Origin of the sequence: Duganella sacchari (assembly GCF_900143065.1) — a bacterium.
Taxonomy (GTDB): Bacteria; Pseudomonadota; Gammaproteobacteria; order Burkholderiales; family Burkholderiaceae_D; genus Rugamonas; species Rugamonas sacchari.
In genome coordinates this window covers 1-25,770 of record NZ_FRCX01000007.1, presented here as the reverse complement: position 1 = coordinate 25,770, position 25,770 = coordinate 1, and the positions used below count along the sequence as shown (strand labels likewise).

Genomic DNA, 25,770 nt, shown 5'->3' with positions numbered 1-25,770 from the left:
GTGATCAGGCAGCCGCAGCCGCGCTGGTTTGCGGCGGCACGACGGAGCCTGGGACGACCCAGGCATCCAGTTCGCGGATCATGCTGTTCACAAAAGGATCGTTGGCGACGGTTTCTTCCGCCGCACGCTGACAGGCTTCGCGGTAGGCCTGCGCTTCGGCGCTGGCGGTGTACCACACGGCGCCCAGTTCGCTGTCCACGCGCACCGGCCGGTCAAAGCGTTCGCTCAGTGCGGCCGTGAGCTTTTCGAGGTTGCCCGGCGTACGCCAGGTTTCGATCGGCACGCGGATGGTGAACACGGTGGCATTGCCTTCAAAGCCGCAGTTCACCAGCTCGGACTGCATGGCCAGCTGCTGGGCCGTACCGCGCAATGGCAGGGCGGCTGCGACGGTGGGCCAGTTGCCATCCCAGCCCAGTTCAGCGACCGGCGTGATGACGTATGCGTACGGCGCTTTCGCGGGCGCCGGCGCGGCGCGTACTGGCATGGCGATGGCGTGCGGATCATCGGCCGGTGCAGCTTGCGGTGCCGCTGCTGCGGGCGCGTACGGATGCGGCGCGCCCTGTGCCGGCATGGCGGAGTCATCCGAGAATTCGGTGACCCATGGCGGCAGGTCGTCGTCCGCCGCAGCTTGCTGTGGCTGTACAGCCTGGCGCGCAGGCGCTTCCAGCACGGCAGTGCCGCCCATGTCGGCGGCTGGCGGCATGTCTTCCCACGGCGCCGGGCGCTGCGGCGCCTTGGCCTGCATGGATGCGGCTGGCGGCGTGTAAGCGGCAGACGGTGCTTGCGGCGCGGGTGCCGGTGGCGCATAGGCAGCCGCAGGCGCCGAAGGTGCAGGCGCCGTCGAAGCGGCGCTTACACTGGGAGGCGAGGACGGTCCCGCAGGTGCATTGGCTGGTGCAGCAGCTGGTGCGCTGGCCGCCGGGCGCCCACCAGGACGCGATGCGGCACGGGCCGCTTCCAGCGCCGCGTTGATGGCTGCGCGCGCGGTGCTGATCGGTGCGGCCGATGGCGCTGGCGCAGCGACGGCTGGCATCGCAGCAGCCGGTGCTGCAGGCGGTGGCGCGCTTGGTGCGGCAGACATCGGTGCGGGTGCGGCGACCGGCTGCGAGATGGCTGGTGCTGGTGCCGGTGCGGCAGCCGCCGCAGCCATCGCCGCCGCGCCGGCAACTACCGACGGCGGCACCACGCTGGCATGGTTTGCCTGTACATTCGCGGCCGCGCGGGCCGGCGGTGCACCGGCCGCAGCGCGGGCCGACGCCATCGCCGCCTGGCGCGACACGGCTGGTGAGGCCGTTGCAGCCTGCCCTTCAGCCCCGCCTACGCCGGGGCGAAAGGCCAGCATCCGTAACAAGGTCATCGAGAAGCCGGCATATTCATCCGGCGCCAAGCCCAGTTCGTTGCGGCCATGGACGGCAATCTGGTAATACAGCTGCACTTCTTCCGCATCAAACGCAGCGGCAAGGCGCACGATGTCCGCATACTCCGGCAAATCTTCCGGCACGGCGGTAGGCACGGTCTGCGCCAGCGCGATCCGGTGCAGCAAGGTGCCCAGATCCTGCAAGGCGCCGTTGTACGACAGGCTGCGCGTCGCCATCTCGTCGGCCACTGCCAACAGGTCAGCGCCATCCTGCGCGGCCAAGGCATCCAGCAAACGGATCAGATACGACTGGTCGAGCGCGCCCAGCATGCCTTGCACCGCGTCCAGCGTTACCGCGCCGGCGGCGTAGGCAATCGCCTGGTCGGTCAGCGACAGCGCATCGCGCATCGAGCCATGGGCGCCGGTCGCCAGCAGGCGCAGCGCCGGATGCTCAAAGGTGATGCCTTCCTGGCCCAGAATATTTTCCAGATGGCCGATGATGTGCCCCGGCGGCATCTGCTTCAGGTTGAATTGCAGGCAGCGCGACAGCACCGTCACCGGAATCTTTTGCGGGTCGGTGGTCGCCAGGATGAACTTGACATGCTCCGGCGGTTCTTCCAGCGTCTTCAGCATCGAGTTGAAGGCGTGGTTGGTCAGCATGTGCACCTCGTCGATCATATAGACCTTGAAGCGTGCATTGCTTGGCGCGTACACCGCCTGTTCCAGCAGTTGCGCCATCTCGTCGACGCCGCGGTTGGACGCCGCGTCCATCTCGATGTAATCGACAAAACGGCCGGCGTCGATGGCGGTGCATGCTTCGCACACGCCGCACGGCGTCGCGGTGATGCCGCCATTGCCATCCGGGCCAACGCAGTTGAGCGACTTGGCCAGGATACGCGACAAGGTGGTCTTGCCGACCCCACGGGTGCCGGTGAACAGATAAGCGTGATGCAGCCGACCGCTATGCAAAGCATGCGTCAGCGCGCGAACCACGTGCTCCTGACCGACGAGCGTTTCGAAGTTCCGGGGGCGGTATTTGCGGGCGAGGACTTGATAGGACATGCTGGGATTTTACCGTATCGCGGGTGCCAAAGCGGCAATTGTAACAAGTCACGACTAGATTAGGTAAGTCTGCCTTTTCCGCCTACAATTTGTTTTTCTTTTAATATGCAAAAAATGAAAAAACTCGCCCTGCTTCCTGCGCTGCTGCTGTCCCTCGCCGCCCACGCCGATGAACGCGAATGGCTGCCCTATAAAAAACTGGTGGAAGACCTGCGCATCGACAAGTTCTACGCGCTGCCCGCTGCGGAACGCGACAAGATCAGCCTGTACGTGACCGTCAAGCCGAACAACAAGAGCATTAAGCCGGGCGACGTCATCTTGACAGCGGTGCGCGGCGGCGAGCGCCAGCAATTGCCGGCCTTGTCCGCCGACTTCCGCATGGCGCTGGTGCCGAATCCCAAATGGATGAGCGACGACACCAAGATCATGACCAGCCTGCCCAAGGAAGAGAAGTCCGCCGTCGGCTGGGACGCCACCACGCCGGTCCCCGAGGGCATGCAGTGGAATTATGCCCAGGTCATGGGCAGCATCGGCCAGATGAATCAGGCGATCAAGAAAATGGCAGGGGCGTTGAGCCTGTTCGCACCAAGCGCCAAGACCGTCACCTTCAAGTTCAGCCATCCGGCGCAGCTCAAGATTGGCAACGCGGTCTACAACACCGATGCCCGCAACCAGATCAAGCTGAAGGCGGACTCGGCGCTGTTGAAGGAAAATCCGCTGATAGTGGCCTCCGAGCGGCCTTACGAAGCCGAACTCGACAGCGAATAAAAAAAAGCCATGTGATCTAACACATGGCTTTTTCTTGAATAAGGAGGCGAGCCTGATCTGCGGCACTTATGGTGAACGGCTGTGGCTGCTTCGTTCCCGACCTGACCAGGTTGACCATGCCACAATGCGCAGGGGCCCGCCAGCACCCATTATATCTTAGAGTCCCAATTCCTGCCAAATTTGGTCGACGCGTGTTTTCACCTCGGGCGACATGGCGATCACCGTGCCCCACTCACGGCTGGTTTCACCCGGCCATTTGTTGGTAGCGTCAATGCCCATCTTGCTGCCCAGACCGCTGACCGGCGAGGCGAAGTCCAGGTAATCAATCGGCGTGTTATCGACCAGCGTGGTGTCGCGGGTTGGATCGACGCGCGTCGTGATGGCCCAGATCACTTCATTCCAGTCGCGGATGTTGACGTCCTCATCGACCACCACAATAAACTTGGTATACATGAACTGGCGCAGGAAGCTCCACACGCCAAACATCACGCGCTTGGCGTGGCCGGCGTACTGTTTCTTGATCTGCACCACTGCCATGCGATAGCTGCAGCCTTCGGCCGGCAGGTGGAAGTCGGTGATCTCGCTGAACTGCTTTTGCAGCAGCGGCACGAACACCTCGTTCAGCGCCAGGCCCAGCACGGCTGGCTCATCCGGCGGCTTGCCGGTGTAGGTCGAGTGATAAATCGGATCGCGGCGCATCGTGATGCGGTCGATCGTAAACACCGGGAACCAGTCCTGCTCATTGTAATAACCGGTGTGGTCGCCATACGGCCCTTCCAGCGCATGCTCATAACCCGACGGGTGATTTTCGTCAGGATAGATATGGCCTTCCAGCACAATCTCCGCCGAGGCCGGCACACGCAGCTCGCTGCCGATGGCCTTGACCAGCTCGGTACGGCTGCCGCGCAGCAGGCCGGCAAACTGGTATTCCGACAGGCTGTCCGGCACCGGCGTCACCGCACCTAATATAGTAGCGGGGTCCGCCCCCAAAGCGACACAGACAGGATAAGGCTTGCCTTTGCTTTGGATGGCGTGCTCGCGGAAGTCGAGCGCGCCGCCGCGATGCGCCAGCCAGCGCATGATGACCTTGTTCGGCCCCAGCACCTGCTGGCGGTAGATGCCCAGATTCTGGCGCTTCTTATTAGGGCCTTTGGTAATCACCAGGCCCCAGGTAATCAATGGCGCCACATCGCCGGGCCAGCAGTGCTGAATCGGCAATTTCGACAAATCGACATCGGCGCCTTCCCACACGATTTCCTGGCATGGCGCACCGCGCAGCTCTTTCGGCGCCATGTCCCACACGGCCTTGACCAGCGAGCCCAGGCCCATCAGGTCCTTGAAGTCCTTGGGAGGCTCCGGTTCCTTGAGGCGCGACAGCACATGGCCGATCTTGCGCAACTCGGTGACATCGTTCGCGCCCATGCCCAGCGCCACACGGCGCGGCGTACCGAACAAATTACCCAGTACCGGCATGCTGTGCCCGGTCGGATTCTGGAACAGCAAGGCAGGTCCGCCAGCCCGCAAGGTACGGTCGCAAACCTCGGTCATCTCTAAATGTGGCGAAACAGGTGTCAAAATGGGTTTAAGTTCGCCCATCCGTTGCAGTTGAGAAATAAAATCTCGTAGATCGGAATATTTCATCGTTTTTTAATATTTTCTTACATTAAAGCGCACTGTTTAAAAATACAGGTCAAGTGGTTGATTTTATTGGTTTTCCGCCGCACACATGGCAAAAAGCTAGATTTAAAAGTTATAACACACGAGTTTGTTAGTATTGACTTGATATAAAACGCCTCATACAATCCACCCTACTTGAAGAGAACAGGTCTCAGGACCTTACGCGGACCACACAATGTCAGCGCTCATTCATTCACGGAGTCGGGGCTCCACATGACATTTTAAGGAGTGTTTTCACAAGGCGTCTGCCTTCCTCCCCGGTAGTAGTTGTATTGCATCTGGTTGACTCCATCTGGAGAGATCAGCAACAAGCAAGCAATGATGGCGTTCTCGTGTGCTTCCTACAGCGACGACGAACGAATATTTCTGATGCACGGCATGAGCACCTGTATAGCTGCGTTTGACGCTGGCGGGGTATCGCTTTTACGGACATTTCAGGGGAACTATATGATTAATCGCAACACCGGTGCAGTCCTGTCTGCCCGTTTCATGGCTAGCCAGCCAGCGTGGTTGTCTTCGACCCGCATTTCGGCAAAGGGCGTGTTGACCACCGCCCAGCACACCCTGACCATTGTGGGTGTGACCGCTTTAGTAGTAATGGCAGTCCTGTTTGTCCGTCCAGACCTGGCCAAGGCCCTCAGCGACAGCCTGAACCGCACGCCAGAAGCCGAAGTGGTCGCCGTTCAGGCGCCACCACTGACCGCGCTGATGGAAGCACCTGCCGCAGCAGCGCCAACTGCCAACGCAGAACCGCTGTCGGCGGAAGAAAAAGCCCTGCTGGGCACCCAGAAGCAGCAGCAATGGGTCACCACCTGGCTGTCCAAGCGCTACCGCGTTGCGGGCGACGCAGCCAACATGCTGGTGTCCACCGCTTACCTGACGGCACGCGAGATCAAACTGGATCCGCTGCTGATCCTGTCGGTGATGGCGATTGAGTCGGGTTTCAACCCGTTTGCGGAAAGCCCGATGGGCGCGCAAGGCCTGATGCAAGTCATGTCCAAGGTGCACCACGAGAAGTTCCAGGAAATGGGCGGCCTGCAAGCTGCACTGAATCCCGTGGCCAACATCCGCGTCGGCTCGCTGATCCTGAAGGATTACGTGACCCGTGGCGGTTCGGTTGAAGCTGGCCTGAAAAGCTACGTGGGCGCCGCTGCCTTCGAACATGACGATGGCTACGGTTCGCGCGTTCTGGCTGAATACAGCCGCCTGAAACAAGTGTCGGCCGGTAAGAAAGTGCCAACCATCACCCCGGTGATGGCCGCCGCACCCGTCAAGCCAGCGGCAGTGGCTGCCACCGACAAGTCGGTCAACGGCACGCAGATCGCTGGCCTGTAATCCGGTCTGCTCCGCAAAGCAAAAAAAACCACCTTGGTCAGGTGGTTTTTTTCGTCCCGGCTAATTGCAGCTTCTGACGCTGAGGCGTCCGGTGTCGCGGAAGGGATCGCGCCCGCCGCTGAAATTGTTGGATTCGGAGTAATAGCAGACCTCCTGCCCTCCGGGCATCACCCATTTGGTGATCCGGCTACCGTCGGCAGCCACCATTTCCACTGTCTTTAACGTACCGCCGCGATAGGCTTTGCCGATTGCCGCCGCCAACGCGCTCTCATCGTTGACATACCGCCTGTCGCGCTGCGTCCACGCGTCCTTGCGCGCCTGCTTGTCAGCGGCAAGCGCGCCGGCAATCGCGCGTTCTTTCAAGTTCTGCTCCGGCTTGACCGGCAAGGCGAACGGATCCGGTGGCGGCGCCGTTTGCGTGATGGCTTCCGGCTGCCGCTCCGCCGGTGGCGTGATGGCCTGGGGCTGCGCTGGCGCCGGTGACGGCGCTGCCCAGGCGATACGCGTTTTCTGCGGCGTTGGCGCCGGTGCCGCCGTGCGCTGCGGCGGAGGCGGTGGTGGCCGCCTGATCGGCGTCAGGATGTAGGTAATCGGCGTCTGCGACGTAATAGAAGCCGCCAGCGGCCGCGCAGGCGGCTGCCAGCACAAAAAAGCCAGCACGTGAGCGCCGGCGATCAGCGCCAGCCAGCCACGCCGGCGCCAGCTTGGTGTTTGCAGTTCGATGATACCGCCCCAGAATTATCCGAAAAGCAATTCTGTCCACCTGCCCCACCCCGCGTCAAGCCACCAATAAAAAAAGCCACCACACGCTACCGTGGGTGGCTTTTAACGATACCGGGAAAGCTTAGCGCTTCTTGTCCGCAGCAACTTCATCCGGACGCAGCTGCGCAGCCAGCTTGTCCAGCACGCCGTTGACGTATTTGTGACCGTCGATGCCGCCGAAGGACTTGGTCAGCTCTACCGCTTCGTTGATGACGACACGGTAAGGAATTTCCAGGTTGTTCTTCAGTTCGTAGGCACCGATCAGCAGCACCGCGTGCTCGATCGGCGACAGCTCGGCAATGCCGCGGTCCACCAGCGGCGCAAACGTTGCGCGCAGCTCGACCGACGAACCGATCGCGCCGTTCAGCAGCACCGTGAAGTGTTCCGCGTCGGCCTTGTCGAAGCCGTGCGCGCCGCGGATGTGGTTGACCACGGTGGAGGCGGATTCGTTATTCAGCAGCCACTGGTACAACCCTTGCAGCGCGAACTCACGGGCGCGGTGGCGCGGCGTGCGGTTCTTGCTGGGGTTGGCGTGCAAAGTCTTCTCAGTCATATCATTACCTTCTAGTGTTTCGTTCTTATTCGTCGTCGCCGAGGTCTTGGTTCAGCTCTTCCAGGGCGATGGTCAGATTGGCCATCTCCACTGCCACGCGCGCAGCGTCGGCGCCTTTGACGGCCATGCGTACTTCCGCCTGCTCGTCGTTCTCGGTGGTCAGGATTGCGTTGGCAATCGGAATGCCGAAGTCCAGGCCGATACGGGTGATGCCCGCGCCCGACTCGTTCGACACCAGCTCGAAGTGATAAGTTTCACCGCGGATCACGGCGCCCAGCGCGATCAGCGCGTCGAACTGCTGCGACTCCGCCATCTTCTGCAGCACCAGCGGCACTTCCAGCGCGCCCGGCACGGTCACGTGCAGGATGTCTTCATCCGCCACGCCCAGGTGCTTCAGCTCAGCCAGGCAAGCGGACAGCAGGCCGTGGCAGATGTCTTCGTTAAAACGGGCTTGTACCACGCCAATGCGCAAGTCTTCGCCGTTCAGGTTGGTTTCGTAGCTTCCTACGGTCATGATGTGCCTCTGTATGTTGGTTGAATTAGTTAGGTTTGGCGACGTAGCCAGTGACTTCCAGATTAAAGCCGGCCATCGACGGCATCTTGCGCGGGCTGGCCAGCAGCTGCATCTTGCAGACGCCGACTTCACGCAGGATCTGCGCGCCGATGCCATAGCTGCGCAGGTCCATGCTGGCCGCGCGGCCTTTCGGTTTGGCTTCCGGCTTGCACAGTGCGTCGAACTGGGCAAAGAACTGCTCGGCAGTCTCTTCGCAATTGAGCAGCACGATCACACCGCTGTCCGCCGCCTTCACCGCCGCCATCGACGACGACAGGTTCCACGAGTGGGTGGTGGCTTCCGATTCCAGCACGTCCAGGATCGACACCGGCTGGTGCACGCGCACCAGGGTTTCCTTGCCCTTTTCGATCTGTCCATGCACCAGCGCCAGGTGGGCCGAGCCGCTCGGCTTGTCGCGGTAGGCGATCATGCGGAAGTCGCCATGGCTGGTCTTCAGCGTGCGCTCGCCCACTTTTTCCACCAGCGATTCATTACGGCTGCGGTAATGGATCAGGTCGGCAATGGTGCCGATTTTCAGATTGTGTTCCTTGGCGAATTCCAGCAGGTCCGGCAGGCGCGCCATGGTGCCGTCGTCCTTCATGATTTCGCAGATCACCGAGGCAGGCGTCAGGCCGGCCATGGCGGTCAGGTCGCAGCCCGCTTCGGTATGGCCAGCGCGCATCAGCACGCCGCCCTTCTGGGCCTTGAGCGGGAAGATGTGGCCGGGCTGGACGATGTCCGACGGCTGCGCATCCTTGGCCACCGCCACCTGGATGGTCTTGGCGCGGTCAGCCGCCGAGATACCGGTGGTAACGCCTTCCGCCGCTTCAATCGACACGGTGAAGTTGGTGCCGAACGCGGTGCCGTTTTTGGACGACATCATCGACAGCTCGAGCTGGTTGCAGCGTTCTTCGGTCAGCGTCAGGCACACCAGGCCGCGCGCGTATTTGACCATGAAATTAATCGCTTCCGGCGTCACGAAGTCCGCCGCGAGCACCAGATCGCCTTCGTTTTCCCGGTCTTCTTCATCGACCAGGATCACCATGCGGCCAGCGCGCAATTCGGCGACGATTTCTTCGGTGCTGGAAATTGACATTTTTAATCCTTCAAGGCTGAGCAAGAGTATTTCTTAACCCGCTATTTTAAAGGATTTACGCCATCCCTACCGCAAAAGCCCGCTTTTTTCGACAAGTCGCATGGTATTTGTATTAACACTTTCGCCGCTGCCCGCGCTTGCCGTGCGCAGCCATCCTCAAAATCCTTGAATCCAGGCGCTCAGCACTTGCGTATAAGAAATAAATACAAGGGGATTCATCATGTTCACTACCGCGTTACCATTCTGCCTGGCGATGTTGCTGCTGGCGGGATCCGCCCAGGCGCAAGGCGCCCAACCGATCGCCAAAGGCCAGCGCCTGTGGCAAAAACGTTGTTCGGAATGCCATGCGCTGGACACCGACGAAACCGGCCCGCGCCATCGCGGCGTGTTTGGCCGCCATGCCGGCAGCGTGGCGGGCTATGACTATTCGCACGCGCTGCGTGACGCCAACCTGCAATGGGATGAGCGCACGCTGGACCGCTGGCTGGCCGATCCTGAAAAATTCCTGCCCGGCCAGAATATGGACTTCAGCGTGCGCAGCAAGGCCGAGCGCGCAGCCCTGGTGGCTTATCTGAAAAGCCTGTCCCGTTAATGTTAATTGCTGGCGCCGATCAGGCTAGACACCGACACCATGCGCTCGACGTAACGCGCAATCAGGTCGATCTCCAGATTGACCTGATGGCCGACGGCCAGGTGCTTGAGCGTGGTCACGGCGATGGTGTGCGGGATCAGGTTGATCGAGAACTGGCACACCAGCTCAGCGCCGGTGCCGATGTCGTTCACGCGGTTGACGGTCAGCGACACGCCATTCACCACGATCGAGCCCTTGTAGGCCAGGAACTTGGCGAGGTCATGCGGTGCTTCCACCACCAGCTCCCATGACTCGCCAACCGGCTCGAACTTGCGCACCACACCCAGGCCGTCCACGTGGCCGGATACCAGATGGCCGCCCAGGCGCTCATTCAGCGTCAGCGCTTTTTCCAGGTTGACTTCGCCCTGCTGGTCCAGGCCGACAGTCTTGTTCAGGCTTTCACGCGAGACGTCAACGCGGAAATGGGTGGCGTCTTTTTCCACCACGGTCATGCAGGCGCCGTTGATGGCAATCGAGTCGCCCAGGCCCACGTCCGCCAACGGCAGGCCGCCCGCGTGGATGTCCAGGCGCACGCCTGCGAACGAGCCGCCTTCGAGCGGCTTCACCGATTCAATTTTGCCGACAGCGGCGACGATACCAGTAAACATAATTCTTCCTAATGAGTGAATCGAGCAAGGATACGCAAATCTTCGCCGATCTGCTGAACCTCGTGAAATTTCAACCGTTTCTTCTGCGACAGATCGGTCAGCGCAGGCAGTGCAAACATGCCCTGCGCATCGCCAATCAGCGCGGGCGCCAGATACACCAGCAACTCGTCCACGCAGCCCTCGCGGATCAGCGAGCCGTTGAGCTTGCCGCCCGCTTCCACGTGCAGTTCGTTGATCTGCCGACGGCCCAGCTCGCGCATGAGCTCCGGCAAAGCCACCTTGCCGGCCGCGTTCGGCAGCAGGATGACTTCGTGGCCGGCTGCCGCCAGCGCCGCCTCCTTCTCGGGCTGACGGACCGCCGCCGCAATCCAGGTGCCGCCACCTGCCAATATCTTGGCGGACAGGTCAATATCAAGCTTGCTGTCCACCACGATGCGGCGCGGCTGGCGCGGCGTTTCCACCGCGCGCACGTTGAGCTGGGGATCATCAGCCTTGACGGTGCCGATGCCGGTCAGAATCGCACACGCGCGTGCGCGCCAGTGATGGCCGTCCGCGCGTGCTTCCGGCCCGGTAATCCACTGGCTGACGCCGTTATGCAGCGCCGTCATGCCATCCAGGCTGGCGGCGGTTTTCATGCGTACCCATGGCAGCCCGCGCGTCATGCGCGAGAAAAAGCCGATATTCAATTCATACGCCTCATGGGCCAGCAGGCCGACACTGGTCTCGATGCCGTTCGCCTGCAGCTTGGCCATGCCCTGCCCCGCGACCAGCGGATTCGGGTCTTCCATGGCCGCCACAACACGGCCCAGGCCGGCACGCACCAGCGCATCCGAGCATGGCGGCGTGCGGCCGTGGTGATTGCACGGCTCCAGCGTGACATAGGCAGTCGCGCCGCGCACGTCATGGCCGCGCGCCTGCGCGTCCTTCAAAGCCTGGATTTCTGCATGGTCGCTGCCCGCCTGCTGGGTGACGCCGGCGCCGATGATCTGCCCATCGCGCACGATGACACAACCGATGTGCGGATTCGGCGACGTCGTGTACAGCCCTTTGGCCGCCCACGCCAGTGCCTGCGTCATGCCCTCCAGATCATTGCTGATGTCCACATTATCCTTAATCCACTGCGCCACCGCAGTTGCCCTGTTCCCGCGCCGGATCGCAAACACGGACCCGGCCCAGCATATTGATCTTGATGTTGCGCGCCTGCCCGCCTTGCGTCAGCGACAACGTTCCCCAGCGCGCAGCCAGGGTGTTATCGGCGCTGCAAGCACGCCCAGCGCCATTATAAGCAACATACAGTGACGCTGCACTTGAGGAAAAGTTCGACGCGATGCGGATGGTGTCGGGCAGCGGGTCATGGCGGTAAAACAGCGGCTCGCCGGCATCGTGGCGGCGATTGTTGTTGTGATCGACGAACACCGCCCAGCCGCTTTGCCAGCCGGCGCCAAGCGGCGCCATCACCACCTTGCCGCCATGCGCGATGGCCTGGGATCGCGCCAGGTCGATGGCGGCCAGCAGATCGTTGGCGGCGGCCTGCAAGCGCAATCGCTGCAAGGCAGAATGGAAAGCCGGTATGGCAGTGCCCAACAGGATGATGCCGATTGCCAGCACCACCAGCAACTCGATCAACGTCACGCCGGCGCCCCGGCGAAGGGATGGGGCCTTCATGGCCAGCACCCTGCTGCGGGACCGGCCGCCAGACGCAGGCCATTGCTGGTCAGTGTCAGTGCGCGGCAGTCCGTGTCATGGAAGCGTTCATCGACCAGCGCGGTGCCCGGCGTGGCAATCAGCTGGACGCAGTGGTCGATCAGTTCGCCGTCACAGGCCTTGCCTTCAATTTCGTAGGCGCTGCTGCTGGCGCTGTTCGCGCTCCACCATTGGAACTGGCGCGCTTCGGCGTCGGCATTGCCCGATGAAAAGGCGATGTAGCTATTGTGCTGTGTGTGATAACGCTCTTGCTGCATCATCAGCCTGAGCAAGGCCGCATGCGCTTCATGGCGGCGCGTGCGGATGAGGTGCTGCTGATAGGCAGGCACCGCCTGCGCCGACAGCACCGCGATAATCACGAGCGCGGCCAGCAATTCAATCAGCGTGAATCCTGCGGGCTTCATTTTGCCGCCTCGTGCAGTTCGCGCCAATTGCTGACTTCACGCCAGCTCAAGCGGCCGGCACGGCGTATGGATTTCATGCGTCCCACCACGGTCAACGGCCCCGCTCCGCCAGGCTGTGCCATCGCATAGGTATTTTCCTGCACGATACGGCCCAGCGCGTCGCGTGCCGAACTCGTGACCGCCTGCGGCAGCAATACCGGCGCCGGTGCATAGAACGGCAGCAGCAGGCCAACCAGCGCTTCGTTGCCGGGCAGGACTGCGGTTAACCCGCCCTCCGGCAGTCCGGATAGCGCACTCAGAGCGTAGCTGCGGCTGCGTGTTGGACTACATATATCGGCACCCGGCAGCACTGTATTGAACAGCACGGCGCCGTCCGCCAGCAGCCCGGCGTTAACGCTACGCTCGGCTGTCTCAATGAAATCGAGATACCAGCCTTTGCTGTCCACATCCATGCGCGCGCCGCTGATGCTGAGCAGCGCGCCACTGCCGTCAAGAAAACGCTGCGCCAACTGGTGACGGCTGGTGACGACGTCTGGCGGCGTTTGCAGGCTATCGAGAATGGCGTAGTAAGACTGTGTTACCGCGGTGGCAGTGCCACGGTCGGCCGCTTCGATCAAGCGGCCAGTGCCGAACAACACCATATAGCCATGCACACTGGCAAACGCCAGCAATGGCCGCTGTGTGATCGGCTGCCGATGTCCGGCAGCATCGCGCGCAACGAACAACGGCTTGCCCGGCGCCTTGGACCATGGCGCGTTGCCACTGAAATCAAAGCGCCACAGATTGCCCTGCAAATCGCCAGCGTAGGCATAGCGCAGCGCGCCGTCGCTATCGTTGAGCAAAACCGGCGCGTTCAAGGCATTGGCCAGCGACTTGTCGGCGATCGGCGTCGTAATGCGGTAGTAGTTGCTGTTGATTTTCCAGCCTTCCGTTCGCGGTTTGTCGAGCGCCAGCAGGAACAACGCGCCTTTGCCATCACCGCCGTCCTCATAGTTGTTGACGCCGCTGGGAACGATAGCGAAGTAGCGATACACATTGCGGCGCACGCGCACTCTGGCGATCTGCGGGATGGCGATGACGTTGCCCATCATCGGATCGTCGCGGCTGGTGAATTCCCATACCGCGCCCAGGCCGCCCGCAAAGTTGTCGGGATCAGTGACATCCAGCGCAAACACGCCTTTCACACCACCGCCCATGGCGGAAAGCAGGATGCTTTTCTTTTCGCCGCCAATCAGCGCATCGCCGATATTGGCCGGACCATCCACATAAGCCCGGTGTGCATAGACGGCCGCACTCAGATGATACAGCTGGGGGAACAGTGCGTCCGGCACATAGGCGAAAATCTCCACGCCGGTACTGGCGTTGAAGGCATGGAGCATGCCGTCATTGGCTCCGAGGTAGACAACCGCCCGATGTTCAACCGGCCCCGCATACACCGGCGTGCTGTGCACGGCATCACCGAGAACGCTGCTACGCTGGCGAAATGCCGTGCCTTCCAGCGACCGGTCACCACGCAGGTAGGCCAGGCGTTGCTCTCCCTGACCATCTTCAAGATTAAGCAGCGCCTGCTGCTGCAGCGACAGCGTAGGCCACGTGAACGGCACCATGACCAGTGCGCCATCCGGCTGGACGACCGAGGTGTAGATCTGCCGCAGCTCAGGCACAGGTACAGGCGGCCTGCCCGGTGCGCCGGTGAGTATGGCGCCGGCATCCCAGGCGAGTGCCGAGGCTCCGCCTTCGCCCGAAAACAGGTAGCGCGCAAAATGGCCACCCCAGTCTTCGCGCGTCATCGTGGCCTGATAAAGATCGCCCGTGCCGGCCAGCACTAAGGCAGCACCGTTCGCTGGCGTTGCTGCACCACAGCTTGCTGCGAGCGGCAAGCTATCGATCGCCAGCGTCGGCGGGCTCGCCTGCGTTGTCGCTACAATAGTGAACAAGACCGCCGCCGCATACCAATGCCGTATCACGCTCATGATGCGCTCCTTATTCCGGCTTCACAAAGACGCTTTGCAGCACCACCTCCGCCTCGGGCTTGGCGCCAAAGCCGATCGCCGTGACGCGATAACAGTAATGCGGCTTGGCGCCAGCGGACGCATCGTCGCCTGGCTGGTGGCACTCCATCCGTTCAATCACGTAGCGTGGTTTCTTGAATGGCAGGAAGCCTTCGCCTGTCGCCATCGCCGCCCCGGTGTAGGCGCCGTGCGTAGCGCTACAGGCGCCGCCATCTTCCACGCCGGATAGATCGACCGTCTGCCAGGCTGGTTTCTGCGCGCCAGCTGGCCGCAAGCGTAGGCCCACGCCACCGCTACCGCACTGGCTGGAAAATGTTTCGCCATTGGCAAACGCCTCGCGCCGCGACGGATCGCTGCTGTCCTGGATATCACGCTCCGCATCGCCCAAGGCATCCTCCGCTGTCAGAAATGCCACATCCCGATCACGCTCGCTGCGCGCAGCCTTCTCGCCCTGCAAGCTGAGCACCGCTGCCGACACCCCAAGCAACATGACCATCACCAGCAACACCAGGCTGACCAATAACGCGATGCCTCGCTGCCTGCGCATGATTCAACCGCCCCGGTTGCGCAATGCCACTGTCATGCTGAACAGCCGCCGCGCACGCTGACGCTGCGCCGCCGGCAGACTGCCCTCCACAACGCGAACCCCGAGGTCATCGCCATGTGCATCCGCATACGCCGTACCGAACAAGTCAAAACGCGCAGGCGCCGTATCCGCGCGCGTGTTGCGTTCGCCATGCAGCAGCAACGCCAGCTTGACGCTGCAAACCCGCTTCCAGCCCAGCGCCGCCGCCCCGGTGGCGTTCAGATAGGTATTGGGCACGCCATCCATCGGCGTATCGGTATCCACGCCATACAGCACTTGAAAGGAATCGACGCCGCGCACGATGGCGTCTGCGCCCCAGCCAGCCGCGCTGCGGTATTTGCAGCGCAGCTCCGGCTCGCCGCCGGCGTCCGCCGCAACGTAGAAAATGCTCCAGCCACGCGTGCCGCCAGCCACGCCGAAGCCCGCACAGTTGATGCTGGAACCATCGCCATTCGCGCCTGTGCCTGAACCGGAAAACTGTACGGCCAGCACGTCGCTGCCATTGACTACCGCAGGCTGTGGCGCGCTGATGCCATCGCTGCTGCGGGTAATGCTGGCGGCATCCAGGCCGGTAATCGCAGCCGGCGCATCGGGTGCGAGCTCTGCCGGCGCAAGCTCGCTGTCCCAGTTCACATAGGCGCCCTGGCGTATTGCCTGCGCCATGATACGCATGGCGTAACGGCCGCCATCCGCCAGCCAGACGTTGTCGCTGTGATTGCGGTAGTTGCTGCTGGACGCCAGCAACAGGCCGCTGCCCATGACCGTAATCAGCAGGCCCAGCGCGATCGCCACCAGGAATTCGATCATGCCCCAGCCGCACGCGCGTTTCATGGCATGGCTCCCACCGTCAGCGCCACGCCTGGCGCATATTCGCCCGCCGCATCGGTCAAGGGCGTCCCATCGGGATGCTTGCCGCGCCAGCCAACCTTGACCACCATCGGCGCAGCGGCGTCACCCGCGCAAGACCAGCGCAGCTTGCCACCGCTCCACAAGCCGCCATCGCGGCAAATCACCACGCGGCCAGCCGGCAGCGTTTGCCGCACCAGTTGCTTGGCTTCGTACAAATCGGCCAACGCCAGTTGCAACGGACTGCATGCGCTGCCATCGCACAAGGCTGCGGGCACAACCGGCATGGGCTCGGCATAGGCATCGTAATTGAGGGTCAGATAAACGTCGGTTGAGGAAGGATTCGCGCGCACGCGCTCCGACAATGCGGCCGCCAGTTGTGCCGCCTGCGACAGCAGTACCGCCTGGTGCCGTGCCCGCAACGACGCCATCTGCAAGGCCACGCCGCCGATGATGCCGAGGGCCAGCACCACGACTGCAATCAGGATTTCCAGCAGCGTATAACCGCTATTGCCGCGTGCGCGCATGGCACACCTCCGCAAGTCAGGAAGACTGTGCTAGAAGGTAGCAGCGCTTAATGCTGAGAATATGAGGTGTATCAAAAGTGCGCCAGCAGGATGCTAGCTTTTGCGGGACGGCTTACGCTCCTGCCCTACTTCGGCAATCGCGTTCTGGAACTCGGCCAGGTCCTCGAAATTTTTGTAGACGGATGCAAAGCGGATGAAGGCGACGTTATCGAGACGCTTCAGCTCCTGCATCACCAGCTCGCCGATGTAGCCGGTATCGACTTCACGCTGGCCGCTGGTCAGCAGCTTTTCTTCAATCGACGCAACGGCCGCATCAACCGCAGGCGCCGCCACGGGACGCTTGCGCAAGGCCAGCTCCAGACTGCCGCGCAGCTTGACCGAGGAGAATTCGGTCCGGCTGCCATTTTTCTTGACCACATACGGCATCACCAGCTCGATGCGCTCATACGTGGTAAATCGTTTATCACATTTGCCGCAGCGCCGACGCCGGCGGATAGCATCCCCCTCTTCCGATACACGCGTATCGAGGACCTGGGTATCTTCATGCTGGCAGAACGGACATTTCATATGGGCGCTTTGGTTTAGTGACGCCGGCCACTGCCGGCGTCACGGTACTGCAATTACTTGGCGTAGACAGGGAACTTGTCAGCCAGAACCTTCACCGCCGCTTTCACGCGCTCGATGGTGGCCGCGTCGTGTGGATTATCCAGCACGTCTGCGATCAGGTTGCCGACTTGTTCCGCTTCCGCTTCCTTGAAGCCACGGGTGGTGAACGCTGGCGAACCCAGACGGATGCCCGAGGTCACGAATGGCTTCTGTGGATCGTTCGGAATGCCGTTCTTGTTGCAGGTCATGTGAGCCGAACCCAGGATCGCTTCCGCTTCCTTGCCGGTCAGGTTCTTCGGACGCAGGTCCACCAGCATCACGTGCGACTCGGTACCGCCCGACACAATGCGCAGGCCGCGCTTGATCAGGGTCTTGGCCAGCACGTCGGCATTCTTCACCACTTGCTGCTGGTACTCTTTGAACGCAGGCTGCAGCGCTTCCTGGAAGGCCACGGCCTTGCCGGCGATCACGTGCATCAGCGGACCGCCCTGGATGCCAGGGAAGATTGCCGAGTTGATGGCTTTCTCGTGCTCAGCCTTCATCAGGATGATGCCGCCACGTGGGCCGCGCAGCGATTTGTGGGTGGTCGAGGTGACGAAGTCAGCGTGCGGCACCGGGTTAGGATACAGACCGGCAGCGATCAGGCCAGCGTAGTGGGCCATGTCGACCATGAAGTAGGCGCCGATCGATTTGGCGACAGCAGCGAAGCGCTCGAAGTCGATCTTTTTCGAGAACGCCGACGCGCCAGCGATAATCAGCTTAGGCTTGTGTTCCTTGGCCAGTGCTTCCATCGCAGCGTAGTCGATGTCTTCTTCGGCGGTCAGGCCGTAGGAGATCACGTTAAACCATTTGCCGGACATATTCAGTGGCATGCCGTGGGTCAGGTGGCCGCCTTCTGCCAGCGACATGCCCATGATGGTGTCGCCTGGTTTCAGCATGGCGAAGAATACGCCCTGGTTCGCTTGCGAACCCGAGTTAGGCTGCACGTTGGCCGCTTCCGCGCCGTACAGTTTTTTCACGCGGTCGATGGCCAGTTGCTCGACGACGTCGACGTACTCGCAACCGCCGTAGTAGCGCTTGCCTGGGTAGCCTTCGGCGTATTTATTGGTCAGCTGCGAACCTTGCGCTTCCATTACGGCTGGCGAGGTGTAGTTTTCCGAAGCGATCAGCTCGATGTGATCGTGCTGACGGGTGTTTTCGTTTTGAATGGCGCCGAACAGTTCCGGGTCAATGCTGGCGAGGGTGTGATCTTTTGCGAACATGAAAAAACTCCAATCGGGTGAGTAATCGTTACTGGCAGTTGGATCGAAAGAGAGAAGCCATAGCGGACCGGCAGCCTCTTCGTGCTTTCCATCGAGGGCTGCCCAGGCGAACGGCTATTGAAATCTCACGTTTCCCGGTGGATGCCCACCTTTCGCCGACTGACCAAAACGCACCATTGTGGGGCATTTTTGAAAATCACTCCAGCTTTTCGCCAGTTACGTGAGACGTAATGGAAGCCAAATTGTATTTGATGCGCCAGATTTGAGCAAGAATATAGATTGCATTATTGGCAATTCCACCTGATCGCGGATTTGCGGCTACAATTTTGTCCAACCGACCACTCACCCAAGGACAGATCATGATCGTCTTCATCACCGGCGCTACGGCCGGCTTCGGCGCTGCCATGGCGCGCATTTTCGCCAGCAACGGTCACAAGGTATTGATCAGCGGCCGTCGTGAAGACCGCCTGCAGGCATTGTCGGCTGAACTGGGCGATGCAGTACGCCCGATCGTGCTGGACGTGACCGACAAGGCCTCGATCCAGGCCGCGCTGGACAGCCTGCCCGCCGACTGGCGCGCCATCGACGTACTGGTCAACAATGCCGGCCTGGCGCTGGGCGTCACCCCGGCCCACACCTCGTCGCTGGAAGACTGGGACACCATGATCGCCACCAACGTCAGCGGCCTGGTGGCCATGACGCGCGCCATCCTGCCAGGCATGGTCGAGCGCAACAGCGGCACCATCATCAACATCGGTTCGATCGCCGGCTCCACCGCTTACCCGGGCGGCAATGTGTACGGCGCCACCAAGGCCTTCGTCAACCAGTTTACGCAGAACCTGCGCGCTGACCTGGCCGGCACCGGCGTACGCACCACCAACCTGGCGCCGGGCCTGTGCGGCGGCACCGAATTCTCCAATGTGCGCCTGAAAGATGACGCGGCAGCGGCCAAAGTCTACGAAGGCACCACCCCGCTGACGGCCGAAGACATCGCCAACACGGCCTACTGGATTGCCACCCTCCCTCCGCATGTCAACATCAACCGCATCGACATGATGCCGACGTGCCAGGGCTACGGCGCGCTCAACATCAAACGCGCCCTCTAACCCGCCCCGACAGAGGGGTCTGACCCGTACGGGTCACACCCCGCGGCGGACCGAAGTGCGGGGTGAACGCCAACACTGCTTGACTTAAGCGAAACTTAGTTTCTCTTCACGCATGAACTAATTTCGTAAGCCATTGTTACAATGCTTGGCAACTTGCAAGTAAATCGCTTTACTGTCGTTAGGCCACCCTTGCGCGCCAGTTGATAAAGTTCAACCAAAACAACAATATCGCGTAGAATGTTGCTCAATCACATTAGTAGTCAAAACAACATGCCAGCTGATTTCATCTGGAACGTACGGGTCTATTACGAAGACACCGACGCCGGCGGTATCGTCTATTACGCAAACTATCTCAAATTCTTTGAGCGCGCCCGCACCGAATGGCTGCGCGCGCTCAACGTCAACCAGCACGATTTACTGGCTGAACATGACGCCATGTTCGTCGTCAAAAGCGTGAGCGCCGACTATCATGCGCCAGCCAAACTGGATGATGAATTAAAATTAACAGTTAGTATCGAAAAAATCGGCCGCGCCTCCATCGTTTTCCATCAGGAAGCGTGGTGCGGCGAGCAATTGCTGAATACGGCGCGCGTCAAAGTTGGCTGCGTCGATTCTGCCTTGCGTCCGCGCGCCGTCCCGGCGGTCGTTGCCGACAAAATGCGCCCTGCCCGTGTTACCACCCAAACCGACTGAACACAATGAACGTCACTCAAGACCTGTCTTTCCTGTCCCTCATCACCAATGCACACCTGATCGTGCAGCTGATTATGGCGCTGCTGTTCGTCATCTCGCTGACCAGCTGGACCTATATCTTCAGCAAACTGTTTGCGATCAAATCGGCGCGCCGCCTGACGGTGGAGTTTGAAAAGACCTTCTGGGCCGGCGGCAACCTGCACGCGCTGTACCAGAACGCCGGCAAGGACCGCGCCAACAGCGGCCCGCTGGCACGCATCTTCGAAGCCGGCATGGGCGAGTTCATCAAATCCAAGGCCGCCTTCACCGCCAGCCGTGAAAACATGGACGCCGGCGCCGTGCTGGACAGCGCCCGCCGCGCCATGCGCGCCGCCTTCCAGCGCGAAATGGATGCGCTGGAATCGCACCTGGCCTTCCTGGCCTCGGTCGGTTCGGTGTCGCCATACATCGGCCTGCTGGGTACGGTCTGGGGCATCATGAACGCGTTCCGCGGCTTGGCCAACGTGCAGCAGGCCACGCTGGCCGCCGTGGCGCCCGGCATTGCCGAGGCGCTGATCGCCACCGCCATCGGCCTGTTCGCCGCGATTCCCGCCTTCGTGGCCTACAACCGTTTCTCGTACGACGTGGACCGCCTGGCGATCCGTTTTGAGAGCTTTGTGGAAGAGTTCTCCAACATTCTGCAGCGTCAATCGCGTTAATCACTATGGCTTCTTCTTTCTCCAGCAGCATGCGTGGCGGCCGTGGCCGCAAGCTCAAATCGGAAATCAATGTCGTGCCCTACATCGACGTGATGCTGGTGCTGCTGATTATTTTCATGGTGATGCCGTCGGCCAACGACCCGAGCGTGGTCGACCTGCCGCGCGCGGAAAAGTCCACCAAGCCGCCAAGCGACTACGTGCAGATCGTGCTCAAGCCGAACGGCGCGCTGTCGATCGGCGTCAAGGGCAAGGATGAGGACGCGCCGGAAACCGCGCCCAACCGCGACGCGCTGGTACGCAAGCTGCGCACCATTCACAACGACCATCCTGACTATCCGGTGCTGATCGCCGGCGACAAGGAAAGCAAGTACGACGACGTCATCCAGCTGATCTCGGAAGCGAAGAAACTGGGCATCACCCGCGTAGGCCTGTCTACCAAGTAAATGCAAACCATGAAACCCGCAACCGCAGGCGGTCCGTACAAGGTTCCGCGACAACACGACAGCTGGCGTTCGATCACGCTGGCAGTGGCGATGCACGCCGTGTTGTTGCTGTTCCTGTGGGTGGGCGTGAGCTGGCAAAACAATCAACCGGTCGAAGTGCAGGCTGAAATCTGGGACATGAAAGTCCAGGACGCCGCACCGCCAGCGCCGCCCGCCGAACCGGCGCCGCAGCCTGAACCGGAACCCGAAGTCGTCAAGCCGCCGCCACCCGCCCCGAAGGTCGAAGCGCCGCCGGTGCCGAAAGAAGATCCTGAAATCGCCCTCCAGCGCATCAAGAAGAAAAAGCTGGAAGAAGAGAAAGCTGAGAAGCTGGAACAGGCACGCCTGAAAAAAGAAGCCGACGAAAAACAGGCCAAGCTCGACGCCAAGAAAAAGGCCGAGCAGCAAGCCAAGGAAGAGAAAGAAAAAGAGAAAGCCGAACAGGAAGCCAAGGAAAAAGCCCAGGCTGAAAAAGACAAGAAAAAAGCCGCTGCGGAAAAACTCGCCAAGGAAAAAGCGGACAAAGCCGCCAAGGAAAAAGCCTTCGCCGCCGAAATGAGCCGCATCACCGGCGCCGCCGCCAAAGGCACGACCGGCACTGCCGCCCAGTCGACCGGCGGCCGCACCGACGGCGGTTACTCGGCAGCGATCCGCTCCAAGATCAAGAGCAACCTGGTGTATGGCGAACAGGACGACAGCCTCAGCGCAACCTATTTGATTACGCAACTGCCGTCCGGTGAAGTCATCGGCATCCGCAAAGTAAAAAGCAGCGGCTCGATCGCCTATGACAATGCGATTGAAAACGCGATTAACAAATCGTCCCCACTGCCCAAGAAAAAAGATGGTACGGTTGAGCGTGACCTGGAACTCATCTTCAAACCGAAGGAAATGCACTGATTATGAAAAAACTCAATATGCTCTACACCGGCCTGGTCATCGCCGCCACCATGGGCAGCGCCCAGGCGCAGATGCGGATTGAAATTTCCGGCGTTGGCAGCAACCAGATCCCGGTGGCCGTCGCGGGCTTCGCCAATGAAGGCGTGTCGCCACAGAAAATTTCCGAGATCATCAAGGCCGACCTGGAACGCAGCGGCGCCTTCAAAATCATCGATGCCGGCGTCATCAACGACGTCAACAACATCGACTACAGCGCCTGGAAGGCCAAGGGCGCCGACGCGCTGGTAGTCGGTACCGTCGACGCGCTGGCCGATGGCCGCTATGACGTGCGCTACAAGCTGCTGGACACCGTCAAGCAGTCCAAGCTGTCCAACCTGGACAAGGCCGTCACCGCCCAGTTCACCCGCCTGTCGGCCCACCTGATCGCCGACGACGTGTTCTTCAAGCTGACCGGCATCAAAGGCGCCTTCTCCACCCGCATCGCCTACGTCAAGCAGGAAGGCCGCAACTACCAGCTGCTGGTCGCTGACGCCGACGGCGAAAACGAACAGCTGGCGCTGCGCTCCAACGAACCGATCATCTCGCCATCGTGGTCGCCGGACGGCACCAAGGTAGCCTACGTCTCGTTCGAACAGAAAAAGCCCGTGGTCTACGTGCAGAACCTGATCACCCGCGCCCGCACCGTGGTGGCCAACGAAAAAGGCAGCAACTCGGCGCCGGCCTGGGCGCCGAACGGCAACAAGCTGGCGGTGGCGCTGTCCAAGGACGGCCACACCCAGGTCTACACCGTCAACGCCGACGGCAGCAACCTGCGCCGCGCCTCCAACAGCACCGGCATCGACACCGAACCACAATGGTCGGCCGATGGCCAAAGCATCTACTTCACGAGCGACCGCAGCGGCGGCCCGCAGATCTACCGCATGAACCCGGACGGCAGCGACGCCAAGCGCGTCACCTTCGGCGGCAGCTACAACATCAGCCCGCGCATCTCGGCCGACGGCAAAACGCTGGCCTACATCTCGCGCCGCGACGGCAACTTCCAGCTGTTCGTGCTGGACCTGGCCAGCGGCCAGGAGCAACGCCTGTCCGATACCACCGACGACGAGTCGCCAAGCTTCGCCCCCAACGGCAAATACATCATGTACGCCACCCGCGCTGGCGGCCGCAAATCGCTGGCAGTGGTCTCGGTGGATGGCCGTGTAAAACAACGCCTGACCGCTCAGGCGGGCAACATCAAGGAGCCCACCTGGGGTCCGTTCATGCAGTAATTTCGATTCACTACTAGGAGAATGAATATGCGTAAACTCAGCAGCCTGGCATTTGCCATCACCACCGCCGCCATCCTCGCCGCTTGCTCGTCGACCCCGATCGAAGAGAAAAAGCCAGTGGAAGTGGTTGAGCGTCCGGTCGAAAAAGCCGTACAGCCACAAGCCGACACCCGCACCGTCGCGCCAGTGGAAACCAAATCGCTGGACCCGCTGGACGATCCAAAAGGCGTGCTGGCTAACCGCAGCGTCTACTTCGACTTCGACAGCTACGCAGTGCGCGCCGACGGCAAGCCAGTAGTGGAAAACCACTCGGCCTACCTGGTCAAAAACAAAGCCCGCTCGATCCTGGTCCAAGGCAACACCGACGAACGCGGCGGTTCCGAGTACAACCTGGCGCTGGGCCAGAAACGTGCTGAAGCCGTGCGCAAAGCCATGAGCACCCTGGGCGTGCCAGAGTCGCAGATCGAAGCCGTATCGCTGGGCAAAGAAAAGCCAAAAGCCGAAGGCCACAACGAAGAGGCATGGGCACAAAACCGTCGTGCTGACATCGTCTACAAGTAATCAAAAGCACTACCTTTTTGCCGGGTCACAGGCATAATACGGGGCGGCGCGCGGACTAATCCGCGCCCTGCCCCGTTTCTTTATTGTTTAGATTTGTGTGAAAGAGCGCCCGACATGATGAAATTCTCCAAATCCGGCCTGAGCGCCGCCCTGCTGGCCGCGATGACCTGGCTGCCGCTGCAAGCCCATGCCGGCCTGTTCGACGACGACGAAGCCCGCAAAGCCCTGCTCGACCTGCGCACCAAGGTCGAAACCATGCGCGCCGACCTGCAAGCCCGCATCGACACCAAATCCGACAAGTCCAGCACGCTGGACCTGGTCAACCAGAACGAAGCCACACTGCAGCAGGTGAACCAGCTGCGCGGCCAGATCGAAGTGCTGGCCAACGAACTGGCCAATGCCCAGAAGCGCCAGAAAGACTTCTACGTCGACCTCGACGCCCGCCTGCGCAAGCTGGAGCCGCGCGAAGTCACCATCGACGGCAAGACCTCGCAAGTGGACCCGAGCGAGCAACGCAACTACGAAGCGGCCATGCAGCTGTTCAAATCGGGCGACTACAAAGCGGCCGGCGGCGCGCTGAGCGACTTCGTCGCGCGCTACCCAGGTTCCAGCTACGCCTCCAACGCCCAATACTGGCTCGGCAACTCCTACTACGCCCAGCGCGACTGCAAGGCCGCGATTGCCGCCCAGTTGGTGGTCCTGAAAAACTACGCCGACAGCCCGAAAGCGCCCGACGCCATGCTCAACATCGCCAGCTGCCAGACGGAGCTGAAAGACAAGGCCGCCAAAAAGACCCTGCAAGACCTCATCAAGCAATACCCGGACTCGCCTGCGGCCGCCACGGCCAAAGAACGCCTGGGCGGCAAATAATTACTGACGGGCATTTGACAGCAGAGCTGATTACCCCCTATAATCTCGCTTCTTTCGGGGGTCGTTAGCTCAGCTGGTAGAGCAGCGGACTTTTAATCCGTTGGTCGCAGGTTCGAATCCCGCACGGCCTACCATTCCGAAAGTGCCTAGGTTTTCATACCTAAGGGTCGTTAGCTCAGCTGGTAGAGCAGCGGACTTTTAATCCGTTGGTCGCAGGTTCGAATCCCGCACGGCCTACCAAGATTCATCAAAAAAGCCCACGAATTTCGGTTCGTGGGCTTTTTTGTTTCTGGTCGCTCTCTGGTCAGAACGAAGCCCTCTGCCTTCCCTATCGTTTTCGTCGCTCTTCCTTCAAAGCCAACTGGAACTTCCCCCACAAGGGCCGAAGCTGCTTCCTGATACTCTGCGAGTTCATTATCTTGGCAGCCCGATATCCATAGCTAATGAAGTTCCGTCTCCCGAAGTAGGTATAACGCCGCATGAGATTCCCCGTGAACCCCGTTGGCCACTTCAAATTCCCCCACCCTTGGCCGGGTCAAATTCCCCCAGGCAGGACAGTCGGATTGTAGTTTAATCGACCGCAGCCGGGTCATTTTTTGACTCGCCCTGCTTGACCAAGCCGGTCAGACGGCTGGCGGCCTCCTTCAAGCGGTAGCTCTTCCCCTCGAACTCCAGCAGGTGCGCGCGGTGCATCAGACGGTCCAGGATGGTGGTCGCCATGGTGTTGTCGCCGAGGTACTTCCCCCAGTCCTGCACCACCCGGTTGGAGGTCACCACGATGCTGCGCTTAAGCTTGTAGCGCTGGTGCACCAGCGACTGGAGCAGTTCGCCGCCGGCGTCGCTGAT

The 25,770-nt window shown here is 61.1% G+C and carries 28 protein-coding genes, 2 tRNA genes, 1 other RNA gene and 1 riboswitch; of the genes, 13 read left to right on the top strand and 18 right to left on the bottom strand.

Features of this window, described 5'->3' with window-relative positions:
- Positions 1–4 precede the first annotated feature (4 nt).
- Complete coding sequence (gene dnaX / locus BUA36_RS16355; protein WP_072786236.1) at positions 5–2,419, bottom strand: DNA polymerase III subunit gamma/tau; 2,415 nt, start codon at positions 2,417–2,419, stop codon at positions 5–7.
- Positions 2,420–2,533: 114 nt separating this feature from the next.
- On the opposite strand from dnaX, the gene BUA36_RS16350 reads away from it, so the two are divergent.
- The gene (locus BUA36_RS16350) at positions 2,534–3,187 is read left to right on the top strand and encodes a hypothetical protein (protein ID WP_072786235.1); all 654 of its coding nucleotides are present in this window, start codon (positions 2,534–2,536) and stop codon (positions 3,185–3,187) included.
- Positions 3,188–3,229: 42 nt separating this feature from the next.
- Here BUA36_RS16350 and ffs read toward each other — a convergent pair.
- Positions 3,230–3,328: signal recognition particle sRNA small type (ffs, locus tag BUA36_RS16345), an RNA gene on the bottom strand.
- 15 nt (positions 3,329–3,343) lie between these two features.
- The gene (gene ubiD / locus BUA36_RS16340; protein ID WP_072786234.1) at positions 3,344–4,828 is read right to left on the bottom strand and encodes a 4-hydroxy-3-polyprenylbenzoate decarboxylase; all 1,485 of its coding nucleotides are present in this window, start codon (positions 4,826–4,828) and stop codon (positions 3,344–3,346) included.
- A gap of 483 nt (positions 4,829–5,311) precedes the next feature.
- On the opposite strand from ubiD, the gene BUA36_RS16335 reads away from it, so the two are divergent.
- Complete coding sequence (locus BUA36_RS16335; protein ID WP_084560202.1) at positions 5,312–6,199, top strand: lytic transglycosylase domain-containing protein; 888 nt, start codon at positions 5,312–5,314, stop codon at positions 6,197–6,199.
- A 60-nt stretch (positions 6,200–6,259) separates the two neighbouring features.
- Here the strand turns inward: BUA36_RS16335 and BUA36_RS16330 are convergent, their stop codons facing one another.
- The 4 genes from BUA36_RS16330 to ribBA all read right to left on the bottom strand — a co-directional run bounded on the left by BUA36_RS16330 (position 6,260) and on the right by ribBA (position 9,163).
- Entirely contained in the window at positions 6,260–6,859 is a 600-nt protein-coding gene (locus tag BUA36_RS16330) for a hypothetical protein (RefSeq protein ID WP_072786233.1), read from the bottom strand.
- Positions 6,860–7,043: 184 nt separating this feature from the next.
- Complete coding sequence (gene nusB, locus BUA36_RS16325; RefSeq protein WP_072786232.1) at positions 7,044–7,514, bottom strand: transcription antitermination factor NusB; 471 nt, start codon at positions 7,512–7,514, stop codon at positions 7,044–7,046.
- 25 nt (positions 7,515–7,539) lie between these two features.
- Positions 7,540–8,028, bottom strand: coding sequence for a 6,7-dimethyl-8-ribityllumazine synthase (gene ribH / locus BUA36_RS16320; RefSeq protein WP_072786231.1), 489 nt, complete (start codon positions 8,026–8,028; stop codon positions 7,540–7,542).
- Positions 8,029–8,053: 25 nt separating this feature from the next.
- Positions 8,054–9,163, bottom strand: coding sequence for a bifunctional 3,4-dihydroxy-2-butanone-4-phosphate synthase/GTP cyclohydrolase II (gene ribBA / locus BUA36_RS16315; protein WP_072786230.1), 1,110 nt, complete (start codon positions 9,161–9,163; stop codon positions 8,054–8,056).
- Between the two features lie 220 nt (positions 9,164–9,383).
- Between ribBA and BUA36_RS16310 the strand changes: the two genes are divergently transcribed.
- Complete coding sequence (locus BUA36_RS16310) at positions 9,384–9,755, top strand: c-type cytochrome (RefSeq protein ID WP_084560200.1); 372 nt, start codon at positions 9,384–9,386, stop codon at positions 9,753–9,755.
- 2 nt (positions 9,756–9,757) lie between these two features.
- On the opposite strand, the gene BUA36_RS16305 is transcribed toward BUA36_RS16310, so the two are convergent.
- From BUA36_RS16305 to glyA, 10 genes are all read right to left on the bottom strand, one after another.
- Entirely contained in the window at positions 9,758–10,402 is a 645-nt protein-coding gene (locus BUA36_RS16305; RefSeq protein ID WP_072786229.1) for a riboflavin synthase, read from the bottom strand.
- Positions 10,403–10,410: 8 nt separating this feature from the next.
- Positions 10,411–11,505: a bifunctional diaminohydroxyphosphoribosylaminopyrimidine deaminase/5-amino-6-(5-phosphoribosylamino)uracil reductase RibD gene (ribD, locus tag BUA36_RS16300; RefSeq protein ID WP_072786769.1), complete on the bottom strand. Its 1,095-nt coding sequence runs from the start codon at positions 11,503–11,505 to the stop codon at positions 10,411–10,413.
- A gap of 7 nt (positions 11,506–11,512) precedes the next feature.
- The gene (locus BUA36_RS16295; protein WP_072786228.1) at positions 11,513–12,067 is read right to left on the bottom strand and encodes a GspH/FimT family pseudopilin; all 555 of its coding nucleotides are present in this window, start codon (positions 12,065–12,067) and stop codon (positions 11,513–11,515) included.
- On the bottom strand, positions 12,064–12,510 hold the full coding sequence (locus BUA36_RS16290) for a type IV pilin protein (protein ID WP_072786227.1): 447 nt from the start codon (positions 12,508–12,510) through the stop codon (positions 12,064–12,066). Before BUA36_RS16290 ends, BUA36_RS16295 begins: the two co-directional genes overlap by 4 nt.
- Positions 12,507–14,483 carry a pilus assembly protein gene (locus BUA36_RS16285; RefSeq protein WP_072786226.1) on the bottom strand — a complete coding sequence of 659 codons (1,977 nt, stop codon included), beginning with the start codon at positions 14,481–14,483 and terminating at the stop codon, positions 12,507–12,509. Before BUA36_RS16285 ends, BUA36_RS16290 begins: the two co-directional genes overlap by 4 nt.
- A 10-nt stretch (positions 14,484–14,493) precedes the next feature.
- Positions 14,494–15,069 (bottom strand): pilus assembly PilX family protein, encoded by a 576-nt coding sequence (locus BUA36_RS16280; protein ID WP_072786225.1) that lies wholly within the window; start codon positions 15,067–15,069, stop codon positions 14,494–14,496.
- Between the two features lie 3 nt (positions 15,070–15,072).
- Positions 15,073–15,939 (bottom strand): PilW family protein, encoded by an 867-nt coding sequence (locus BUA36_RS16275; protein WP_084560199.1) that lies wholly within the window; start codon positions 15,937–15,939, stop codon positions 15,073–15,075.
- Positions 15,936–16,481, bottom strand: a complete 546-nt coding sequence (pilV, locus tag BUA36_RS16270; RefSeq protein WP_072786224.1) for a type IV pilus modification protein PilV — start codon at positions 16,479–16,481, stop codon at positions 15,936–15,938. The genes BUA36_RS16275 and pilV overlap by 4 nt, the downstream gene beginning before the upstream one ends.
- A gap of 93 nt (positions 16,482–16,574) precedes the next feature.
- Positions 16,575–17,048, bottom strand: coding sequence for a transcriptional regulator NrdR (gene nrdR / locus BUA36_RS16265; RefSeq protein WP_072786223.1), 474 nt, complete (start codon positions 17,046–17,048; stop codon positions 16,575–16,577).
- Positions 17,049–17,101: 53 nt separating this feature from the next.
- The gene (gene glyA / locus BUA36_RS16260) at positions 17,102–18,349 is read right to left on the bottom strand and encodes a serine hydroxymethyltransferase (protein WP_072786222.1); all 1,248 of its coding nucleotides are present in this window, start codon (positions 18,347–18,349) and stop codon (positions 17,102–17,104) included.
- Between the two features lie 93 nt (positions 18,350–18,442).
- Positions 18,443–18,579, bottom strand: a riboswitch (ZMP/ZTP riboswitch).
- A gap of 129 nt (positions 18,580–18,708) precedes the next feature.
- Between glyA and BUA36_RS16255 the strand changes: the two genes are divergently transcribed.
- The 10 genes from BUA36_RS16255 (at position 18,709) to BUA36_RS16210 (ending at position 25,164) form a co-directional block, all read left to right on the top strand.
- Positions 18,709–19,455 (top strand): SDR family NAD(P)-dependent oxidoreductase, encoded by a 747-nt coding sequence (locus BUA36_RS16255; protein WP_072786221.1) that lies wholly within the window; start codon positions 18,709–18,711, stop codon positions 19,453–19,455.
- 270 nt (positions 19,456–19,725) lie between these two features.
- Positions 19,726–20,148: a tol-pal system-associated acyl-CoA thioesterase gene (gene ybgC / locus BUA36_RS16250; RefSeq protein WP_072786220.1), complete on the top strand. Its 423-nt coding sequence runs from the start codon at positions 19,726–19,728 to the stop codon at positions 20,146–20,148.
- Between the two features lie 5 nt (positions 20,149–20,153).
- Complete coding sequence (tolQ, locus tag BUA36_RS16245; RefSeq protein WP_072786219.1) at positions 20,154–20,846, top strand: protein TolQ; 693 nt, start codon at positions 20,154–20,156, stop codon at positions 20,844–20,846.
- Positions 20,847–20,851: 5 nt separating this feature from the next.
- Complete coding sequence (locus BUA36_RS16240) at positions 20,852–21,289, top strand: ExbD/TolR family protein (RefSeq protein WP_072786218.1); 438 nt, start codon at positions 20,852–20,854, stop codon at positions 21,287–21,289.
- A gap of 9 nt (positions 21,290–21,298) precedes the next feature.
- Positions 21,299–22,225, top strand: coding sequence for a cell envelope integrity protein TolA (gene tolA, locus BUA36_RS16235; protein ID WP_072786217.1), 927 nt, complete (start codon positions 21,299–21,301; stop codon positions 22,223–22,225).
- A 2-nt stretch (positions 22,226–22,227) separates the two neighbouring features.
- Positions 22,228–23,493, top strand: coding sequence for a Tol-Pal system beta propeller repeat protein TolB (gene tolB / locus BUA36_RS16230; RefSeq protein WP_072786216.1), 1,266 nt, complete (start codon positions 22,228–22,230; stop codon positions 23,491–23,493).
- A 27-nt stretch (positions 23,494–23,520) separates the two neighbouring features.
- Complete coding sequence (gene pal, locus BUA36_RS16225) at positions 23,521–24,054, top strand: peptidoglycan-associated lipoprotein Pal (protein WP_072786215.1); 534 nt, start codon at positions 23,521–23,523, stop codon at positions 24,052–24,054.
- Between the two features lie 114 nt (positions 24,055–24,168).
- Complete coding sequence (gene ybgF, locus BUA36_RS16220; RefSeq protein WP_139260608.1) at positions 24,169–24,924, top strand: tol-pal system protein YbgF; 756 nt, start codon at positions 24,169–24,171, stop codon at positions 24,922–24,924.
- Between the two features lie 58 nt (positions 24,925–24,982).
- A tRNA-Lys gene (locus tag BUA36_RS16215) sits at positions 24,983–25,058 on the top strand.
- Between the two features lie 30 nt (positions 25,059–25,088).
- Positions 25,089–25,164 (top strand) — tRNA-Lys (locus BUA36_RS16210).
- A 330-nt stretch (positions 25,165–25,494) separates the two neighbouring features.
- Here BUA36_RS16210 and BUA36_RS16200 read toward each other — a convergent pair.
- Positions 25,495–25,770 (bottom strand): ATP-binding protein (locus BUA36_RS16200; RefSeq protein ID WP_167544308.1); only part of this gene is annotated, 276 nt, incomplete at its 5' end.

Bases quoted from the DNA above. Each gene is read 5' to 3' on its own strand.
- glyA (WP_072786222.1), bottom strand. From the start codon at position 18,349: ATGTTCGCAAAAGATCACACCCTCGCCAGCATTGACCCGGAACTGTTC.
- dnaX (WP_072786236.1), bottom strand. From the start codon at position 2,419: ATGTCCTATCAAGTCCTCGCCCGCAAATACCGCCCCCGGAACTTCGAA.
- BUA36_RS16350 (WP_072786235.1), top strand. From the start codon at position 2,534: ATGAAAAAACTCGCCCTGCTTCCTGCGCTGCTGCTGTCCCTCGCCGCC.
- BUA36_RS16290 (WP_072786227.1), bottom strand. From the start codon at position 12,510: ATGAAGCCCGCAGGATTCACGCTGATTGAATTGCTGGCCGCGCTCGTG.
- tolB (WP_072786216.1), top strand. From the start codon at position 22,228: ATGAAAAAACTCAATATGCTCTACACCGGCCTGGTCATCGCCGCCACC.
- BUA36_RS16240 (WP_072786218.1), top strand. From the start codon at position 20,852: ATGGCTTCTTCTTTCTCCAGCAGCATGCGTGGCGGCCGTGGCCGCAAG.
- ybgF (WP_139260608.1), top strand. From the start codon at position 24,169: ATGATGAAATTCTCCAAATCCGGCCTGAGCGCCGCCCTGCTGGCCGCG.
- BUA36_RS16275 (WP_084560199.1), bottom strand. From the start codon at position 15,939: ATGAAACGCGCGTGCGGCTGGGGCATGATCGAATTCCTGGTGGCGATC.
- BUA36_RS16255 (WP_072786221.1), top strand. From the start codon at position 18,709: ATGATCGTCTTCATCACCGGCGCTACGGCCGGCTTCGGCGCTGCCATG.
- ribH (WP_072786231.1), bottom strand. From the start codon at position 8,028: ATGACCGTAGGAAGCTACGAAACCAACCTGAACGGCGAAGACTTGCGC.
- pal (WP_072786215.1), top strand. From the start codon at position 23,521: ATGCGTAAACTCAGCAGCCTGGCATTTGCCATCACCACCGCCGCCATC.
- BUA36_RS16335 (WP_084560202.1), top strand. From the start codon at position 5,312: ATGATTAATCGCAACACCGGTGCAGTCCTGTCTGCCCGTTTCATGGCT.
- BUA36_RS16295 (WP_072786228.1), bottom strand. From the start codon at position 12,067: ATGAAGGCCCCATCCCTTCGCCGGGGCGCCGGCGTGACGTTGATCGAG.
- BUA36_RS16280 (WP_072786225.1), bottom strand. From the start codon at position 15,069: ATGCGCAGGCAGCGAGGCATCGCGTTATTGGTCAGCCTGGTGTTGCTG.
- BUA36_RS16305 (WP_072786229.1), bottom strand. From the start codon at position 10,402: ATGTTTACTGGTATCGTCGCCGCTGTCGGCAAAATTGAATCGGTGAAG.
- tolQ (WP_072786219.1), top strand. From the start codon at position 20,154: ATGAACGTCACTCAAGACCTGTCTTTCCTGTCCCTCATCACCAATGCA.
- tolA (WP_072786217.1), top strand. From the start codon at position 21,299: ATGAAACCCGCAACCGCAGGCGGTCCGTACAAGGTTCCGCGACAACAC.
- ubiD (WP_072786234.1), bottom strand. From the start codon at position 4,828: ATGAAATATTCCGATCTACGAGATTTTATTTCTCAACTGCAACGGATG.
- BUA36_RS16310 (WP_084560200.1), top strand. From the start codon at position 9,384: ATGTTCACTACCGCGTTACCATTCTGCCTGGCGATGTTGCTGCTGGCG.
- BUA36_RS16285 (WP_072786226.1), bottom strand. From the start codon at position 14,483: ATGAGCGTGATACGGCATTGGTATGCGGCGGCGGTCTTGTTCACTATT.
- pilV (WP_072786224.1), bottom strand. From the start codon at position 16,481: ATGCGCGCACGCGGCAATAGCGGTTATACGCTGCTGGAAATCCTGATT.
- nusB (WP_072786232.1), bottom strand. From the start codon at position 7,514: ATGACTGAGAAGACTTTGCACGCCAACCCCAGCAAGAACCGCACGCCG.
- ribBA (WP_072786230.1), bottom strand. From the start codon at position 9,163: ATGTCAATTTCCAGCACCGAAGAAATCGTCGCCGAATTGCGCGCTGGC.
- ybgC (WP_072786220.1), top strand. From the start codon at position 19,726: ATGCCAGCTGATTTCATCTGGAACGTACGGGTCTATTACGAAGACACC.
- nrdR (WP_072786223.1), bottom strand. From the start codon at position 17,048: ATGAAATGTCCGTTCTGCCAGCATGAAGATACCCAGGTCCTCGATACG.